This is a genomic window from Marinomonas sp. ABL3_031 (genome assembly GCF_056161265.1).
Window position 1 is genome coordinate 251,119 of record NZ_JBSWYU010000003.1, and the last position, 22,183, is coordinate 273,301.

The window sequence follows — 22,183 nt, forward strand, 5'->3', positions numbered from 1 at the left end:
ACCTAGCCATCAACATTAATAATGTACTCCTGATCATTGAAAATAATGGTTACAGAGTCATTCGTGTTAACCGAACCATCTTGGTTAGAATCAAAGTCAGAATTATCTCCAAATGTCGCTACATCATTACCATCTATCTTCACAGCACCCTCTTCAATACTGACATGCTGATTCAAAAACTCTGCGATAGCGTCTTTATCCGCATCACTATCTGGCGCATCACTCATTCCATCGAGAATATCAGTCAGATCCAATGAATCGTCAGCAGCATTAAAATCAGTAATGACATCATCGGCCCAAGAGTTCCAGCCATTCGCTTGGCCATGATCCGTCAAGATAAAGATATCATCCCCTTCTCCACCGGTTAAAGTATCAGTCGCCCAGTCTTCTCCTGAGGTCAATCCACCCAACAAGTAGTCATCACCCTCTCCACCGATTAATGTGTCTTGATTATTGCCACCAATCAACACATCATCACCCGCACCACCGTCAATAGTGTCTCTGGAACTCCACTCATCTCCACCGTGACCGCGCAGATCTTCATCTTTATCCGTTCCTTGTAACGAACCGCTCCAAGATTGAACACGATCTATATCATCAATCTCGTCAATACGATCTTGTAGAGAATCCACCTCAGTTCCATCCACACCTGTAGACGTAACCGTATCCGTTTCAGAAGATGGCGAAGAAATATGTGACGTTGGGTACGCATCACTTCCTAGGTAAGAGTAGACGCCCGAATCATCCGCTAACGACACAGTAAACTGATGTCCACCATATTGATCCCAATAAACGATTTCAATGTCATGGCTTCCACTCTCATCTATCTCAAATGTTGCATAGCGAGTTGTCGTGCCCTGATTATAAGCGTATTCCGCAACAACCTCTCCATCAATCTTAATCTGATAACCATCATCAGCAGTAATTTTGAACCTATATGTACCAGCATCCAATGTAACAGAGCCAGATAACTTCATTACAGAATCGTCAGTACTTCGTTGGTTAATGTAGGTCAAAGAGCTAGCATCATCGCCAATAAAGTCCTCAAGGTGATCATGCATGCCTAAGTCACTATTACCGCTTCCTGCAGTATAATTCACCTCAGTTGCAGTAAAGGTAGCATTCGGAGAATCAGCATTGTCGATAACACGCAAAGCTTCTGTAATATTATCAATATTCCCCCAAACACCATCACCTGAAGTGCTACTGTAATTGTAGAACTCAGCAGACAAACCCGACACTGTAGAGGTTTCAGAGCCTGAACCTGTTACAGTTATCTCCAAGGTATTAGTGGACGTATCACCATCTGAATCAACCACACTATAACTATAGGTAACCGTTGTACTCTCACCAGACTCTAAAGAGGACGCTAACGTTTCGCTTGGAGTATAAGTGTAACTACCATCCGAAGTTACCACCAAGCTTCCATTGGCATCCTCTGTGGTTGCTGCCGTCACAACTCCGCCTTCAGCCCCCCCATCGACAGTAAGCGTTCCAGTAAGAGTGTCATTACTAGTATCAGACGAAACTGCCGTAATAGAGGCGACTATAGAGACTGTTTGAGAACTCTCTTCCTCTGTAGACAATGACGTAACAACATTATTTGAAGAATCCATAAAGCCAGCTAAAGAAACTTTATAGGTAACTCCGTTCACTTCTATCTCTGTCGAAGGAAGTGTGCCCATGGTGACAGTATCATCGCTCTTATGGTCGTTGCCGTTACCATTATTCGTTGTTTCATCGTGATCCAAATCTACCGACAAGGTCACTGTCTTAGTTTCGCCATCTATTTCAACGTCGAAAGTATAGGTCAACCTAGTGCTATCTAAGGTCTCATAAATGGTGTTAACTTTCTCATTTTCGTGAGTAAATAATCCAATTACGAAATGACTGTCTACCGAAACATTAGAAATGCTTGATTCATCAGACAGTTGATAACCACTAGGACCACCTTTATTACTTTGGTCATTCCATTCAATCTCATCTATGAGGCTGTCATTATCACTGTCTAGTTCGGATGTATTAGACTTATTTCCACTAGTAAACTGTGTAGACTCAAACCCACCTTCGATTGACGATACTGAGAAAGTAGACACTCCCGTTACTGAAGAACTTCCCAACTCCAGAGACGCTGTCATTGTTACGCTATCAGGGGAATCATCCTCAATATTCACCGTGATGTTTTCAGTTGTTGACTCTGTACCATCAGATACCGTGATACCAAATTGAATGCTCTCAACATCTTCAGAAGACGTATCTGAATGATCTAGTGGTCCAGACAAAGTAACCGTATAGCTTCCTGAGCCGTTTGTTACCTCACCAAGAGAAACCGTTACTATCGTCTCGCCATTTGCGGTACCAACAAGATTTCCATCGTCGTTTGTACTCCACACAATGGTTTCGCCATTTGATGTATAAGAAGCTGTTGGCGCGACGAGAGAGATAGTCAAGGAATCCCCATCTTCGTCAGATACAGAAAATGTTCCAGAAGCAGTAATGGCATTGGTCGAATCTGAGCTACCCGACGTATCTACATTGCCTGCTGACAAGCCTTCTTCAGATACTGACACTTCACCATTATTGCCAAGGCTAAGTTCAGCGGCATCATTAACGAGATTCGTATTAGGTGTGGCAGTCGCTATCTTAACGGTATCAGAACCACTTGTGGTTAGGCTGATCTCTGGCAGTTCGTTACCCGCATCTAGGTACGCTTCACCCGCTACCGTCAAGACAACGCTTGTTCCGTCTATGGCGTAATAACCATCACCATTTGTACCTGCTGTGAAGTCAACTGTAACCGTGTCGTCTTCATCAGAGACTGTGAAGATCGCGACCGTATCACCTGCTACTGTTGAATCTTCTGTTACTGATGCAGCATTCAAGACTAAGATCGTTTCATTATCTATATCAACGGTAACTGTCTCTGTAACTGTCTCACTGGTAGTCGCTTCGGAACTGGTTATTGTTACAGCAATATCAAAGTCATCATCCACTGCATCTGTTGTAACTAGCTGCAACCCATCAACTTGGCTTTCTGTCAAAGAATAACTTCCATCTTCGTTCGCAGATACTGAGTTACCTTCACTGTCTCTGAGTGAAGCACCGTCAGGCAAAGATGAAACCGTGTATGTCAAGGTTTCACTACCGTCAGAATCCGTCTGGTTAGCGGCAATGTTTAAATCGCGAACGATTACGGCCGCCTCAAGTGTCGCGACTATGTTGGAAACGTCAAGCTCTTCATCAGTACCCGTCGTATCAGCTTCGAAAGTAACGGTTGCTATACCATTACCATCAAGCGTCACAGTATAACTATTTGACTGGGACTGGCTTCCACCTTCTAGGTCATAATCAAAGCTTTCAAGCAACTCACCATTCGCAGATACATTGTAACTATCCGCATCTCTGGCGTAACTTGGGTCCCAAGTTCCTGTGACAACAGAGTCAAACGATAAAGTAATCGTTTTACCGGCGTTCTCAGCGCCAAAATCGAATTCACGAGTAGCACTCACGCTAGACGTTTCATCACGGCCCAAGTCAGATATGTCATTACCTTCAATGACAGTATCTTGCGTCGATTCATCTCCTAACGTTACGGACAGCGTTGGCATATCCGCAACGGCTGCAACACTTAGATCAAGGGTTGACTCTTGGCCCGTATTCGTAGTGTAAGTGACTTGAGGAACCGTACCTGACCAATCATCAGCTGGAACAAATTCGTATGCCCCCGTCGCCTCAATCGTCAGCACGCCCACACCGCTAATAGTGATTGAAGACCCTGCATTTGCTGTTTGAGCATCCACAGAGAAGCTAGCAACAGCAAGTTCTGAGTCTATATCACTGTCATTAGCTAACACTCCATTTTCAGCACTGACGGTTAGCGGAGTGTCCTCACTAGTGGACCCAGAGTCTCCTTCAAGGATAGAAGCATCATCAACAGCAGCCACATCAACCGTTACTTCTGCCGTAGCTTCTTGGCCATTGCCATCCGTTGTAACGTAACTAATAGTGACTTCACCGTTATAATTATCAGCCGGTGTAAATACCACTTTACCGTCAACAACCTCCACTGTTCCTTGACCAGAAGTGACCTCAATGGACTGAATAGAAAGATCATCTCCGTCTACATCACTGTCATTAGCAAGAACATCAATGGTAACTGAATTGTCCTCTTCAACCCTGGCTGTGTCATCGAGAGCTGTCACAGTTCCGATTTCGATATCAAGTTCAGTAGAGGTTGAGGTATTGCCTAGCACATCTGTTACCACAACAGTCATGGCATGGTCGCCATCAACCAATTCAGAACTAACCGTAAACGTCCACTCGCCATTAACAAGCTGAGCATCTCCTAGCTTGTTGGCTCCATCGAAGACTTCTACAGAAGACACGTTGCTATCAACATTTCCTATTGTGAAAGTTGGAGTGGAGTCATTCGTAACGCCATCACTAGAGGAACGCCCGGTATCACTCTGCGCATCCAAACTGATGGTTGGCTGACCAACCATTGTATCGATAACAGCAGTATCTTGGCTGGTAGAAGAAGTGTTGCCATTGGTATCAGATATAGAGGCTTCTACCGTTAAGGTTTCACCCTCAGCGGGAGCGGCAACTGTTGTTAGTACGATACCTGCCGCAATATGTGCCGCTGTAAGCACAGTAACTGTGCCATTTATGGTTAACGAATCACCTTCGTTAGCACCAATTGGAAGCGTTACTGAAACATTGATGTCACCAGAAAGCTCAGCAGAGCTGATGTAGCCGTCATTGTTAGCGTCTTCGGTGATTTCAACAGTAGGAGTAAACAACTCATCAAGGCTGTATCTTGTGCCTTCAATCGTTACATTCTCGAAGTCAACTAGTAGTACAACGTCAGATGTTGACGAATCCACAATTAATACATTTCCATTGGCATCTCGTGTAATAGTTGCGTTATCGACAGAAAGGTTAGCAAACTTGGCGGTATCCGTTCCTGCACCGCCATCAAGGGTCAAGGCATCATTGGTATCATCGGCACTAATTTGGACATAATCATTGCCTTCGCCAAGTAGAACATAATCATCGCCCGCTTCGGTACCAATAGCAGACCAGCTACCATGCCAGTAATGGGCAACGTTTGAATCGCCACTTTCGTTACCTGCGCTATCTGTCTGTGTAACTTTAAACAACTCGTTATCGTTCACAGGTACGTCTTCAAGGTTCGATACATCTAAAGACCAATTACCATCCTCATCAACTGTTACTGTGACACCGTCAACTGCCTTGTATTCGCCAGTCTGAGTATCAATTCCCCCAGTAGTAGAGCCAGCAATAACATACAAAGTTATTGTATTTCCAGGTTCACCAGTACCGTGAAGGGTGACAGTAGAGTAATCAGAGTCAACCGAGTCATCTGTAATACTGGTGATCACTGGAGAGTCAGAAGCTTCTGTATCAACCGTATGAGTTGAGTAACCCGTGGACTCGACGGTATTGCCTGCCGCATCACTTGAGCTAACCACTGCAGCGAACGCCGTGTCCACCGCAAGATCAGAACCCGCTACGTCAACACTCCAAGTACCGTCTTGCTTCACAGTGGTGGTGTATTCAGAGTTGTTGATGACCAAAGTCACCGTATCGCCAACGGAAATGTCGCCGCCTTCCGCCGTGCCTGTTACCGCAATCCTTTGTTCAGACTCAGCGGCATTGATTACGTCATCCTGAGTGATCCCACCAACCGTCACCGTACCGGCTTGCGCCACCAAGTCGACCGCATGAGTAGAGGAACCGATGGATTCAACGCTATTGCCCGCTGCGTCAGACGAGGTGACAAGCGCATCAAATTCCGTGTCAGCAACAAGATCAGAACCTGCTACGTCAACCGTCCAAGTGCCGTTTCCAACAACTTGAGTGGTATAGGTTTGACCATTAATCTCAAGTGTGACAGTGTCGCCAACGGAGATGTCGCCACCTGAAGCCGTACCTGTCACCGCAATCGTTTGTTCAGACTCAGCCGCATTGATCACGTCATCTTGAGTAATCGCACCGACCGTCACCGTTCCGGCTTCCACAACCAAATCGACCGTATGAGCAGAGGAACCGATGGATTCAACGACATTGCCCGCTGCGTCAGACGAGGTTACAACCGCATCAAATTCCGTGTCAGCAACAAGATCCGCACCCGCTACATCAACAGACCAAGTGCCGTCTTGATTCACAGTGGTGATGTATTCAGAGTTGTTGATGATCAAAGTCACCATATCGCCAACAGAAATGTCACCGCCTGAAGCCGTACCCGTCACAGAAATCGTTTGCTCAGACTCAGCCGCATTGATCACGTCATCTTCGGTGATGTTGTTAACGATCACCGTACCCGCCGTGGCTTCAATATCCACCATGTGAGTAGAGGAACCCGTGGATTCAACGGTATTACCCGCTGCATCAGAAGATGTGACAACCGCATCGAAGTTAGTATCGGCAGCAAGATCAGCACCCGCCACATCAACAGACCAAGTGCCATTTTCAGTCACTTGTGTTGTGTAAGTAGAGTTGTTGATGACCAGTGTCACGGTATCGCCAATTGAAATGTCACCGCCTTCCGCTGTACCCGTCACTGCAATCGTTTGGTCAGACTCAGCCGCATTGATCACATCGTCTTGAGTAATGGCACCAACCGTCACCGTACCGGCTTGCGCCGCCAAGTCGACTGTATGAGAAGAGGAACCAATGGATTCAACCCTATTACTGACTGCATCAGACGACAAAACAACCGCATCAAATTCCGTGTCAGCAACAAGATCCGCACCTGCTACGTCAACCGTCCAAGTGCCGTTTTCAGCAACTTGCGATGTGTAAGTCGTGTTGTTGATCACCAGAGTAACCGTATCGCCCGCAGCGATGTCGCCACCTGAAGCCGTTCCTGTCACAGGGATGGTTTGACCTGCTTCAGTCGCATTAATCACATCGTCTTGAGTAATCGCGTTAACGGCCACCGTACCGGCTTGTGCCACCAAGTCGACTGTATGAGTAGAAGAACCTGTGGATTCCACCCTATTACCAGCGGCATCAGACGATGTCACAACCGCATCAAATTCCGTGTCAGCAGCCAAATCAGCACCCGCTACATCAACAGACCAAGTGCCGTTTTCAGCCACTTTTGTGGTATAGGTTTGACCATTAATCTCAAGTCTGACGGTGTCACCAGCGCTGATGTCACCACCTTCTGCCGTACCTGTCACAGGGATAGTTTGAGCTGCTTCAGCCGCATTGATCAAGTCATCTTGAGTAATCGCATCGATCGTCACAGTACCAGCTTGCGCAACCAAATCCACTGTATGAGTAGAGAACCCTATGGATTCAACGGCATTGCCCGCATCATCATTGGAGGCCACAACCACATCAAAGGCAGTATCTGCAACAAGATCAGAACCTGCTACGTCAACCGTCCAAGTGCCGTTTGCAACTACTTGAGTGGTATAAGTTTGACCATTAATCTCAAGTGTGACGGTATCGCCAACTGAGATGTCGCCGCCTTCCGCTGTACCTGTCACAGCAATGGTTCGACCTGCTTCAGTCGCATTGATCACATCATCTCGAGTAATCGCATCGACCGTCACCGTACCGGCTTGTGCCACCAAGTCGACCGTATGAGTAGAGGAACCAGTGGATTCCACCCTATTGCCTGCATCGTCAAAAGACGTCACAAGCGCATCGAATTGCGTGTCAGCAGCCAAATCAGCACCCGCCACATCAACCGCCCAAGTACCGTTTTCAGTAACTTGAGTGGTATAGGTTTGGCCATTAATCTCAAGTGTAACTGTGTCGCCTTCTATTATGTCACCACCTTCCGCCGTCCCTGTCACAGAGATGGTTTGACCTGCTTCAGTAGCATTAATCACATCGTCTTGAGTAATCGTAGCGACCATTACAATACCGGCTGTTGCTTCAGTATCGACAGTGTGAGTAGAGGAAGCTATGGATTCAACCCTATTACCTGCTGCATCAAAAGACGTGACAACCGCATCAAAGTTAGTATCGGCAGCAAGATCAGCACCCGCTACGTCAACCGTCCATGTGCCATTTTCAGCCACTTGAGTGGTATAGGTTTGACTATTAATCTCAAGTGTTACGGTATCGCCAACGGCGATGTCGCCGCTATCCGCGGTGCCCGTCACGGTAATCGTTTGTGCGGACTCAGCCGCATTAATCACGTCATCTTGAGTAATCGCGTTAACAGTCACCGTACCGGCTGTCGCTTCAGTATCCACCATGTGAGTAGAGGAAGCAGTGGATTCAACAGTGTTACCTGCTGGGTCAGAAGACGTCACAACCGCATCAAACTCAGTATCCGCTACCAAGTCCGCACCGGCCACATTAACAGTCCAAGTGCCGTTTTCAGCAACAGTCGTTGTGTAAATAGTATCGTTGATTTCAAGCGTAACTGTGTCTCCAGCGCTGATGTCACCACCTCCCGCCGTACCTGTCACTGCAATCGTTTGCTCAGACTCAGCCGCGTTGATCACATCGTCTTGAGTAATCGCACCGATCGTCACCGTACCGGCTTCCACAATCAAGTCAACCGTATGAGTAGAAGAGCCTATGGATTCAATGCTATTGCCCGCTGCATCAGACGAGGTTACAACCGCATCGAACCTGGTATCCACCGCCAAATCAGAACCCGATACGTCAACAGACCAAGTGCCGTTTTCAGCAACTTGCGTTGTGTAAGTAATGTCGTTGATGACCAGAGTCACGGTGTCGCCAATTGAGATATCGCCACCAGAAGCCGTACCTGTTACAGGGATGGTTTGTTCAGACTCAGCCGCATTAATCACGTCATCTTGAGTAATCGCGTTAACAGTCACCGTACCCGCTGTTGCTTCAGTATCCACCGTGTGAGTAGAGGAACCGATGGATTCAACCCTATTGCCTGCTGTGTCAGAAGACGTCACAACCGCATCGAATTGCGTGTCTGCAGCCAAGTCAGAACCTGCCACATCAACCGTCCAAGAACCATCTTCGCCCACCATCGTGGTGTAAGTGTTGTCGTTAATGACCAGGGTCACGGTGTCACCAACGGAAATATTGCCACCTGAAGCAGTACCTGTCACAGAGATGGTTTGTTCAGACTCAGCCGCATTGATCACATCATCTTCGGTGATGTTGTTAACAGTCACCGTACCCGCTGTTGCTTCAGTATCCACCGCGTGAGTTGAAGAACCTATGGATTCAACCCTATTGCCTGCTGTGTCAAACGAGGTAACAACCACATTGAATTCCGTGTCTGCAGCCAAATCAGCCCCCGCCACGTCAACCGTCCAAGCGCCATTTTCAGCCACTTGAGTGGTATAGGTTTGACCATTAATCTCAAGTGTGATGGCGTCGCCAACGGCAATGTCACCACCTAAAGCTGTACCTGTCACAGCGATGGTTTGTTCAGCCTCAGCCGCATTGATCACGTCATCTTGAGTAATTGCGTTAACGGTCACGGTACCCGCTGTTGCTTCAGTATCCACCGAGTGAATAGAGGAACCTATAGATTCAACGGTATTGCCTGCTGTGTCAGAAGACGTCACAACCGCATCAAATGTGGTATCCACCGCCAAGTCAGAACCCGCCACGTCAACCGTCCAAGTGCCATTTTCAGAAACTTGTGTTGTGTAAATCGTGTTGTTGATGACCAGAGTCACGGTATCGCCAACGGAAATGTCGCCACCAGAAGCCGTACCTGTCACAGGGATGGTTTGTTCAGACTCAGCCGCATTGATCACGTTATCTTGAGTAATACTGTTGACAGTAACTGTACCCGCCATGGCTTCAGTATCCACCGTGTGAGTAGAGGAACCTCTAGATTCAACGGTATTGCCTGCATCGTCAGAAGACGTCACAACCGCAGCGAACGCCGTGTCAGCAGCCAAGTCAGCCCCCGCCACGTCAACAGCCCAAGTACCGTCTTGGTTCACCGTGGTAGTGTATTCAGAGTTGTTGATGACCAGAGTCACGATGTCGCCAACGGAAATGTCGCCACCTGAGGCTGTACCTGTCACAGCAATGGTTTGTTCAGACTCAGCCGCATTAATCACGTCATCTTCTGTGATGTTGTTGACGGTCACCGTACCGGCTGTCGCTTCAGTATCCACCGTGTGAGTAGAGGAAGCAGTGGATTCTACTCTATTACCCGCCGCATCAGACGATGTCACAACCGCATCAAAGGCGGTATCCGCTACCAAGTCCGCACCCGCGACATCGACTGACCAAGTACCGTCTTCGTTCACTCTTGTAGTGTATTCAGAGTTGTTGATAACCAAAGTCACGGTGTCGCCAACGGCAATGTCGCCACCTGAAGCGGTACCCGTCACAGCAATGCTTTGTTCAGCCTCAGCCGCATTAATCACGTCATCTTGAGTAATCGCGTTAACAGTAACTGTACCCGCTGTTGCTTCAGTATCGACTGTGTGAGTAGAGGCACCTATGGATTCAACGGCATTGCCCGCATTGTCAGAAGACGTCACAACCGCATCAAACTCAGTATCCGCTACCAAATCCGCACCCGCCACATTAACAGTCCAAGTGCCGTTTTCAGCCACTTGAGTAGTATAAGTTTGACCATTAATCTCAAGTGTGACGGTATCCCCAGCGGCAATGTCGCCACCTGTTGCGGTACCAGACACGGCGATGGTTTGTTCAGCCTCAGCCGCGTTGATCACATCATCTTGAGTAATCGCGTTAATGGTCACCGTACCGGCTTGCGCAACCAAGTCGACCTCATGAGTAGAAGAACCTGTGGATTCTACCCGATTGCCCGCTGCATCAAACGATGTCACAAGCGCATCAAAGGCAGTATCTGCAGCCAAATCCGCACCCGCCACGTCAACCGACCAAGTACCGTCTTGGTTCACAGTGGTAGTATATTCAGAGTTGTTGATGACCAGAGTAACCGTATCGCCAACGGAAATGTCGCCACCGGATGCCGTCCCTGTCACAAGGATGGTTTGACCGGCCTCAGCCGCATTGATCACATCGTCTTGAGTAATCGTGCCGACCATCACTGTACCGGCTGTTGCTTCAGTATCCACCGTGTGAGTAGAGGAACCCGTGGATTCAACGGTATTGCCCACTACATCAGACGACGAAACAACTACATCAAACTCAGTATCTGCGGCCAAATCAGCACCCGCCACATCGACAGTCCAAGTGCCATTTTCAGTCACTTGTGTTGAGTAAGTAATATTATTGATGACCAAAGTCACGGTATCGCCAACGGAAATATCGCCTCCAGAAGCCGTACCTGTTACAGAAATGGTTTGTTCAGACTCAGCCGCATTGATCACATCATCTTCTGTGATGTTGTTAACGGTCACCGTACCCGCTGTTGCTTCAGTATCCACCGTGTGAGTAGAAGAACCCGTGGTTGCAACGGTATTGCCAGCGACATCAGAAGACATCACAACCGCATCAAATTCCGTGTCAGCAGCCAAATCAGCACCCGCTACATCAACCGTCCAAGTGCCGTTTTCAGCCACTTGAGTGGTATAGATTTGACCATTAATCTCAAGTGTGACGGTATCGCCAGCGGCAATGTCGCCACCTGTTGCGGTACCAGACACGGCGATGGTTTGTTCAGACTCAGCCGCATTAATCACGTCATCTTGAGTAATGGCACCGACCGTCACCGTACCGGCTTGCGCAGCCAAGTCGACTGTATGAGTAGAGGAACCGATGGATTCAACTCTATTGCTTACGGCATCAAACGATGTGACAACCGCATCAAATTCCGTGTCTACAGCCAAATCAGCACCCGCCACGTCAACCGTCCAAGTGCCGTTTTCAGCAACTTGAGTGGTGTAGGTTTGACCATTAATCTCAAGTGTGACGGTATCGCCAATGGAAATGTCGCCACCGGATGCCGTACCTGTTACCACTATAGTTTCACCGCTTTCTTGGGCGTTAATGACATCGTCTTCAGTAATATTGTTGACAGTCACCGTACCCGCCATGGCTTCAGTATCCACCGTGTGAGTAGAAGAAGCTATGGATTCAACCCTGTTACCCGCTGCATCAAACGATCTGACAACCGCATCAAATTCTGCGTCAGCAGCCAAATCCGCACCCGATACGTCAACCGTCCAAGTACCATTTTCAGTCACTTGTGTTCTGTAAGCAGTGTTGTTGATGACCAGAGTAACCATATCGCCAGCAGAGATATCACCGCCCATTGCTGTACCTGTCACAGGGATGGTTTGACTTGCTTCAGCCGCGTTGATCAAATCGTCTTGGGTAATTGCATCGACCGTCACCGTTCCGGCTTGCGCCACCAAGTCGACCGTATGAGTAGAGGAACCAGTGGATTCAACAGTGTTACCTGCTGCGTCAGACGAGGTAACAAGCGCCTCAAATTCCGTGTCAGCAACAAGATCAGAACCCGCTACGTTAACCGTCCAAGTGCCGTTTGCAGCAACTTGAGTGGTATAGGTTTGACCATTAATCTCAAGTGTGACGGTATCGCCAGCGGCAATGTCGCCACCGGATGCCGTACCCGCCACAGGGATGGTTTGCCCTGCTTCAGAAGCGTTGATCACATCGTCTTGAGTAATCGCATCAACCGTCACGGTACCGGCTTGTGCAGCCAAGTCGACCGTATGAGTAGAGGCAGCTATGGATTCAACAGTGTTACCTGCTGCATCAGACGATGTCACAACCGCATCAAACGCGCTTTCTGCAGCAAGATCAGCTCCCGCTACATCGACAGACCAAGTGCCGTTTTCAGCAACTTGAGTGGTATAGGTTTGACCATTAATCTCAAGTGTGACCGTATCGCCAGTGGCAATGTCGCCACTTGTTGCGGTACCAGACACGGCGATAGTCTGTTCAGACTCAGCCGCATTGATCACGTCATCTTCGGTGATGTTGTTAACGGTCACCGTACCCGCTGTTGCTTCAGTATCCACCGTGTGAGTAGAGGCACCTATGGAATCAACGGTATTGCCCGCTGTATCAGAAGAGGTCACAACCGCATCAAATTCCGTGTCTGCCGCCAAGTCAGAACCCGCCACGTCAACAGCCCAAGAACCATCTTCGCCCACCATCGTGGTGTAAGTATTGTTGTTAATGACCAAAGTCACGGTATCGCCAGCGGCAATGTCGCCACCTGTTGCGGTACCAGACACGGCGATGCTTTGTTCTGACTCAGCCGCATTGATCACGTCATCTTCGGTGATGTTGTTAACGATCACCGTACCGGCTGTTGCTTCAGTATCCACCATGTGAGTAGAGGCACCTATGGATTCAACGCTATTACCCACTGCATCAGAAGACATCACAACCGCATCGAAGTTAGTATCAGCAGCAAGATCAGCACCCGCTACATCAACCGTCCAAGTGCCATTTTCAGCCACTTGAGTGGTATAAGTTTGACCATTAATCTCAAGTGTGACGGTGTCGCCAACGGAAATATCACCGCCTGAGGCTGTTCCCGTTACTGGAATCGTTTGCTCAGACTCAGCCGCATTGATCACATCGTCTTGAGTAATGACACCGACCGTTACCGTACCGGCTTGCGCCGTCAAGTCGACCGTATGAGTAGAGGAACCTATGGATTCCACGCTATTGCCTGCGGCATCAGAAGACGTTACAAGCGCATCAAATTCTGTGTCTTCAGCAAGATCAGCACCCGCCACGTCAACTGTCCAAGTACCGTTTTCTGCAACCTGAGTGGTATAGGTTTGACCATTAATCTCAAGTGTGACGGTGTCACCAACGGAAATGTCGCCACCTGAAGCTGTCCCCGTAACAGCAATCGTTTGTTCAGACTCAGCCGCATTGATCACGTCATCTTGACTAATCGCGTTAACGGTCACCGTACCGGCTTGCGCAGCAAGATCGACTGTATGAGTAGAAGAAACGATAGTATTGACTGTGTTACCTGCTTCATCAGACGATGTGACAACCGCATCAAATTCCGTGTCAGCAGCCAAGTCCGCACCGGCCACGTCAACCGTCCAAGTGCCATTTTCAGTCACTTGTGTTGTGTAAGTCGTGTTGTTGATGACCAGAGTCACAGTATCGCCAGCGGCGATGTCGCCGCCTGAAGCCATACCTGTTACCGCAATCATTTCGCCGCTTTCTTGTGCGTTAATGACATCGTCTTCTGTGATGTTGTTGACGGTCACCGTACCGGCTGTTGCTTCAATATCCACTGTGTGAGTAGAAGAGCCCATGGATTCAACAGTATTACCCGCGGCATCAGACGATGTCACAACCGCATCGAACACGGTGTCCACCGCCAAGTCCGCACCAGCCACATCGACAGACCAAGTGCCATCTTCGCCCACAGTAGTGGTGTAAGTGTTGTCGTTAATAACCAAAGTCACGGCATCGCCAACGGAAATGTCGCCACCTGAAGCCGTACCAGTTAACTCAATAGTCTCGCCGCTTTCTTGGGCATTAATGACATCGTCTTCCGTGATGTTGTTGACGGTCACCGTACCGGCTTGCGCTAGCAAGTCGACCGTATGAGTAGAGGAACCAGTGGATTCAACACTATTGCCCGCGGCATCAGAAGACGAAACAACCGCATCAAACGCGGTATCTGCTACCAAGTCCGCACCCGCTACGTCAACCGTCCAAGTACCGTTTTCAGCAACTTGTGTTGAGTAAGTCGTATTGTTGATGACCAGAGTCACGGTATCGCCAACGGAAATGTCGCCACCTGAAGCCGTACCCGTCACTGCAATCGTTTGCTCAGACTCAGCCGCATTAATCACATCGTCTTCTGTGATGCTGTTAACAGTAACTGTGCCTTCTTCCGCTGCAAGATCGACTGTATGAGTAGAAGAAACTCTAGATTCAACGGTATTACCCACTGCATCAGAAGAGGTAACCACCGCATCAAAGGCAGTATCTGCAGCCAGATCAGCACCCGCCACATCCACAGACCAAGTGCCATCTTCAGCAACTTGTGTTGTATAAGTCGTGTTGTTGATGACCAGAGTCACGGTGTCGCCAACGGAAATGTCGCCACCCGAAGCCATACCTGTTACCGCAATCGTTTCGCCGCTTTCTTGGGCGTTAATGACATCGTCTTCCGTGATGCTGTTAACGGTAACTGTGCCTTCTTCCGCAGCAAGATCGACTGTATGACTAGAAGAAACTCTAGATTCAACAATATTGCCCGCTGTGTCAGACGATGTCACAACCGCATCGAACGCCGCGTCTGCAGCCAAATCTGCACCCGCTACATCGACAGACCAAGTGCCATCTTCGCCCACAGTCGTGGTGTAAGTAATGTCGTTGATTTCAAGCGTGACGGTATCGCCAGCGGCGATGTCGCCGCCTTCTGCCGTACCCGTCACGGCAATGGTTTGTTCAGACTCAGCCGCATTAATCACGTCATCTTCTGTGATGTTGTTGACGGTCACCGTACCGGCTTGCGCCACCAGGTCGACCGTATGAGTAGAAGAACCAGTGGATTCAATGGTATTGCCCGCGGCATCAGACGATGTCACAACCGCATCAAATTCCGTGTCTGCAGCCAAACCCGCACCGGCCACATCGACAGACCAAGTGCCATCTTCGCCCACAGTCGTGGTGTAAGTGATGTCGTTGATGACCAGAGTAACAGTATCACCAGCGGCAATGTCGCCACCTTCTGCAGTACCCGTCACGGCAATGGTTTGTTCAGACTCAGTCGCGTTGATCACATCATCTTGAGTAATCGCGTTGACGGTCACCGTACCGACTTGCGCCACCAAGTCGACCGTATGAGTTGAGGAACCCGTGGATTCAACGCTATTGCCCGCGGCATCAGAAGACATCACAACCACATCAAACGCAGTATCAGCTACAAGATCAGCACCCGCCACATCGACAGACCAAGTGCCATTTTCAGTAACTTGTGTTGTGTAAGTAGTATTGTTGATGACCAAAGTAACGGTATCGCCAACGGCAATGTCACCGCCATCCGCCGTGCCAGTCACAGGAATGGTTTGACCTGATTCGGTGGCATTGATCACATCATCTTGAGTAATCGCGTTGACAGTAACTGTACCGGCTGTTGCTTCAGTATCCACTGCGTGAGTAGAGGAACCCGTGGATTCAACCATATTACCTGCTGTGTCAGAAGACGTCACAACTGCATCGAACGCGGTGTCCACCATCAAGTCAGCCCCCGCCACGTCAACCGTCCAAGTGCCATTTTCAGCAACTTGTGTTGTGTAAGTCGTGTTGTTGATGACCAAAGTCACCGTATCGCCAGCGGCAATGTCACCACCTGAAGCTGTACCCGTCACAGCAATCGTTTCGCCGCTTTCTTGGGCGTTAATGACATCGTCTTCCGTAATGCTGTTAACAGTAACTGTGCCTTCTTCCGCAGCAAGATCGACTGTATGACTAGAAGAAACTGTGGATTCAACCATGTTGCCCGCGGCATCAGAAGAGGTGACAACCGCATCGAACGCCGCGTCTGCAGCAAGATCTGCACCTGCCACATCCACAGACCAAGTGCCATCTTCGCCCACAGTCGTGGTGTAAGTGATGTCGTTGATTTCAAGCGTGACGGTATCGCCAACGGAAATATCGCCGCCTTCTGCTGTACCCGTCACTGCAATCGTTTGTTCAGACTCAGCCGCATTGATCACATCATCTTGAGTAATCGCGTTGACGGTAACTGTGCCTTCTTCCGCAGCAAGATCGACCGTATGAGTAGAGGAAACTCTGGATTCAACGATATTGCCCGCGGCATCTGAAGACGTAACCACTGCATCGAATTCCGTGTCTGCAGCCAAATCAGAGCCCGCTACGTCAACCGTCCAAGTACCTTCTTCGTTCACCGTCGTGCTGTAAGTATTGTCGTTGATGACCAGAGTCACTGTATCGCCAACGGAAATGTCGCCACCTGAAGCCCTACCTGTTACCGCAATAGTCTCGCCGCTTTCTTGGGCGTTAATGACATCGTCTTCCGTGATGCTGTTAACAGTAACTGTGCCTTCTTCCGCAGCAAGGTCAACGCTATGGTCAGAAGAAGCTCTTGTATTGACTGTGTTGCCCGCCTCGTCAGAAGACGCAACAACTACATCAAATTCCGTGTCAGCAGCAAGATCAGCACCCGCCACACCCACAGACCAAGTACCATTTTCAGCAACTTGTGTTGTGTAAGTAGTATTGTTGATGACCAAAGTCACGGTATCACCAACTGAAATGTCGCCACCTGAAGCTGTACCTGTTACAGGGATGGTTTGTCCTGCTTCAGTGGCATTGATCACATCATCTTGAGTAATCGCGTTGACAGTAACTGTACCGGCTGTTGCTTCAGTATCCACTGTGTGAGTAGAAGAAACTGTGGACTCAACGGTATTGCCCGCGGCATCAGAAGACATCACAACCACATCAAACGCAGTATCAGCAACAAGATCAGCACCCGCCACGTCAACCGTCCAAGTACCATCTTCGTTCACAGTCGTGGTGTAAGTCTTGTCGTTGATGACCAGAGTCACGGTGTCGCCAACTGAAATATCGCCGCCATTCGCCGTACCCGTCACGGCAATCGTTTGTTCAGACTCAGCCGCGTTGATCACATCATCTTGAGTAATCGCGTTGACGGTAACTGTGCCTTCTTCCGCAGCAAGATCGACTGTATGAGTAGAAGAAACTCTAGATTCAACAATATTGCCCGCTGCATCAGACGAGGTTACAACCGCATCAAATTCTGTGTCAGCAACAAGATCAGCACCTGCCACATCGACAGACCAAGTGCCATTTTCAGCAACTTGTGTTGTGTAAGTCGTGTTGTTGATGACCAAAGTAACGGTGTCGCCAACTGAAATATCGCCGTCATTCGCCGTACCCGTCACGGCAATCGTTTGTTCAGACTCAGCCGCGTTGATCACGTCATCTTGAGTAATCGTATTGACGGTCACCGTACCGGCTTGCGCAACCAAGTCGACCGTATGAGTAGAAGAACCAATGGATTCAACGGTATTACCCGCGGCATCAGACGATGTCACAACCGCATCAAACGCGGTATCTGCTACCAAGTCCGCACCCGCTACGTCAACCGTCCAAGTACCGTTTTCAGCAACTTGTGTTGTGTAAGTCGTGTTGTTAATGACCAGAGTCACGGTGTCGCCAACAGAAATGTCGCCACCTGAAGCCGTACCTGTTAACTCAATAGTCTCGCCACTTTCTTGCGCATTAATTACGTCATCTTCTGTAATGCTGTTTACGGTCACCGTACCAGCTTGCGCAACCAAGTCGACCGTATGAGTTGAGGAAACTGTGGATTCAACCATATTGCCCGCGGCATCAGAAGAGGTAACCACTGCATCAAAGGCAGTATCTGCAGCCAAGTCCGCACCGGCCACATCGACAGACCAAGTGCCATCTTCAGCAACTTGTGTGGTATAAGTGTTGTCGTTAATAACCAAAGTCACCGTATCGCCATTAGCGATGTCACCGCCTTCTGCTGTACCCGTCACTGCAATCGTTTGTGCAGACTCAGCCGCATTGATCACGTCATCTTGAGTAATCGCGTTGACGGTAACTGTGCCCTCTTCCGCAGCAAGATCGACTGTATGAGTAGAAGAAACTCTAGATTCAACAATATTGCCCGCTGCATCAAAAGAGGTGACAACCGCATCAAACGCCGCGTCAGCAGCCAAATCAGAACCCGCCACGTCAACCGTCCAAGTGCCATCTTCGTTCACAGTCGTGGTGTAAGTGTTGTCGTTGATGACCAGAGTCACAGTGTCGCCAACAGAGATATCAACACCATCTGCCGTCCCCGTCACGGCAATGCCTTGTTCAGACTCAGTCGCGCTGATCACATCATCTTGAGTAATCGCGTTGACGGTAACTGTGCCTTCTTCCGCAGCAAGATCGACTGTATGAGTAGAGGAAACTGTGGATTCAATGGTATTGCCCGCGGCATCAGACGATGTCACAACCGCATCGAACGCCGTGTCTGCAGCCAAATCTGCACCCGCCACGTCAACCGTCCAAGTACCATTTTCAGCAACTTGTGTTGTATAAGTCGTATTATTGATGACCAGAGTCACGGTATCGCCAGCGGCGATGTCGCCGCCTTCTGCTGTACCAGACACGGCAATGGCTTGTTCAGACTCAGCCGCGTTGATCACATCATCTTGAGTAATCGCGTTGACGGTCACCGTACCGGCTTGCGCCACCAAGTCGACCGTATGAGTAGAGGAACCCGTGGATTCAACGCTATTGCCCGCTATGTCAGAAGAAGTTACAACCACATCAAACGCGGTATCAGCAACAAGATCAGCACCCGCCACGTCAACCGTCCAAGTGCCATTTTCAGTAACTTGAGTAGTATATGTTTGACCATTAATCTCAAGTGTGACGGCATCGCCAACGGAAATGTCGCCACCTGAAGCCGTACCTGTTACTGCAATCGTTTCGCCGCTTTCTTGGGCGTTAATGACATCGTCTTGAGTAATCGCATCGACAGTAACCGTACCCGCTTCTGCAACCAAGTCGACTGTATAGGTAAACGAACCTATGGATTCAACACTATTGCCAGCACCGTCATTGGAAGCCACCACCACAGCAAACGTGTTATCTGCCACAAAATCAGAACCTGCCACGTCAATAGCCCAAGTGCCGTTTTCAGCAACTTGAGTGCGATAGGTTTGACCATTAATCTGAAGTGTAACGGTATCACCCTGAGAAATATCCCCACCTGTTGCTGTCCCCGTTACCGCCACATTACCAGCCGCTTCTTGCGCACTGATCCGATTGTCTTGAGTAATGTTATCTATGGTGACAGTACCCGCTTGAGCTTGAGTGTCGACATTAGAGTTTGAGTCAAAACGACTCGCGAATGCTGGTACGATAAAACTGTTAGCACCGTTGTTTGTATCATAACCATAGGTCGGTAAAGTGCTTAGGGTGTCATTTCCAAAGCTAGGTAACGCGCTGTTATCATTTCGATCAATGGAAACATCCACTCGGTCTTGCTGATCAATGATCGTTTCACCTGCGGCAGGTGCTTCTTGAATTAAAGTTGGGTCTTCCCCGGCCAAAATGGCTTCCTGAAGAGCATCCGCATCAGTTGCTGAATCGGCAACCAAGTCTTCAGCATCACCAGAGTTGTAGACTTCATCATTTATCTCAACAATTGCATTATTACCAATCAAGACATTTGTGCCATCCACAAAAGAAATAGTGACACTAGCATTAGTACCGGTTTTAATCAGTTCGCCAAAAAAAACAGGATCGCCAAGATTAACAATGCGCTCTTGGCCATCGATGGATTCAATAACCACTGAACCAGTTAACTGTGTAATAACACCAATAGGCTGACCAAGCGTTGCGAAAGATGTTTGATTGTCGCTCATGTAATATCTCCGGTGACTAACGGATTAAATTTATGATTAACTACAGAATAGAAGAGTTAAAGTCAGCTCGCTATTGTACCTTGGTACAGTCAAGACACTGTCTTCGTAGTAAATTGTTACGCTATGTAACTTTAGCATCCTATAATTAGCTTATAATTGCCTTAAATGGGCTAAATCTTTATAATTTCTCCTAATTTTGAACGCTGATATTCATCAAGTTTATTTGTTGAAGCGGCTTCTACTCATGACACTAAAAGTAGCTTTAACAACGGGTTAACTTGACCTCATCTGCTCCTCGGCGTCTCTCTTAGCGGCAAGACTTTCATTGCTAAATACATACGACAGAAGGTAATACATGATCGATTCGATAAAGCGAGACTGGTTCTCAAATATAAAAGGCGATTCACTCGCTGGGACAGTAGTTGCCTTGGCACTTATTCCTGAAGCCATTGCATTCTCTATCATTGCAGGGGTCGACCCTAAGGTTGGCTTATACGCTTCCTTCTGTATTGCCGTGGTTATTTCATTCTTTGGTGGACGACCAGGAATGATTTCCGCTGCGACCGCTGCCATGGCGGTACTTATGGGAGATTTAGTAAAAGATCATGGTTTGCAATACTTGCTCGCTGCGACCTTGTTAACTGGGGTGTTTCAGATCATTGCCGGATACTTGAAACTCGGCAGTCTTATGCGCTTTGTATCCAGGTCTGTAGTAACAGGCTTTGTGAATGCCTTAGCCATTCTCATTTTCATGGCGCAGTTACCTGAACTAACCAATGTTACTTGGCATGTCTATGCCATGACAGCGGTAGGATTGGGTATAATTTACCTATTCCCTTTGATTCCTATTATCGGCAAGACTATTCCATCTCCACTTGTTTGCATTTTGCTATTAACTGGCTTCGCCATGACAGTTGGTTTGGATATACGCACAGTAAGTGATATGGGCGAGCTACCAGACACCCTACCAGTGTTCTTATTGCCAGATGTTCCTTTTAATTTAACCACCCTATGGATCATATTGCCTTACTCACTTGCTCTTTCTGTCGTGGGCTTATTAGAATCTATGATGACGGCGACTATTGTCGATGAATTTACCGATACAAGCAGTGACAAAAACCGTGAATGCAAAGGTCAAGGTGTTGCCAACATGGCTTCTGGTTTTCTTGGCGGCATGGCGGGTTGCGCCATGATTGGTCAGTCTGTTATCAACGTTAAGTCTGGTGGCCGTGGTCGACTCTCTACGTTTATCGCAGGCTTTTTACTTTTGATCATGGTGGTTTTCTTAGACGATCTAATTGGTCAAATTCCAATGGCGGCTTTGGTTGCCGTTATGATCATGGTATCCATCGGCACTTTTTCATGGGAGTCTGTGATCAATCTGAAAAACCATCCAATGTCGACTAATATTGTCATGCTAGCTACCGTTTCTATCGTAGTTTATACACACAATTTGGCTCTGGGTGTATTCGTTGGTGTGCTACTTGCCGCTATGTTCTTTGCCAATAAAATCGGTCGCTTTATGGCGGTTAAAAAAGAACAAGGTGATCATAAAGCCCATCGTAAATACAAGGTTATTGGACAAGTGTTTTTTGCTTCTTCAGATCAATTTAATGCCTCATTTGATTTTAAAGAAGCGGTTGAAAAGGTTACGATTGATTTATCAGACGCGCATTTTTGGGACATCACAGCCGTATCCGCTCTTGATAAGGTAGTGATTAAGTTCCGTCGTGAAGGCGCAGAAGTGGAATTAATCGGCATGAACGAAGCCAGTGCCACCGTGGTCGATAAATTTGGTGTTCACAACAATCCAGAAGAAGTTGAAAAACTTATGGGTGGCCACTAACAATAAA

General features: G+C 48.3%; 2 protein-coding genes. One reads left to right on the forward strand and one right to left on the reverse strand.

Annotated features, from left to right (window positions below; translation table 11 throughout):
* Positions 1–2: 2 nt before the first annotated feature.
* Positions 3–20,330, reverse strand: coding sequence for an Ig-like domain-containing protein (locus ACXAH2_RS05625; protein WP_475077196.1), 20,328 nt, complete (start codon positions 20,328–20,330; stop codon positions 3–5).
* Between the two features lie 355 nt (positions 20,331–20,685).
* Between ACXAH2_RS05625 and ACXAH2_RS05630 the strand changes: the two genes are divergently transcribed.
* Entirely contained in the window at positions 20,686–22,176 is a 1,491-nt protein-coding gene (locus ACXAH2_RS05630) for a SulP family inorganic anion transporter (protein WP_475077197.1), read from the forward strand.
* Positions 22,177–22,183: the final 7 nt, after the last annotated feature.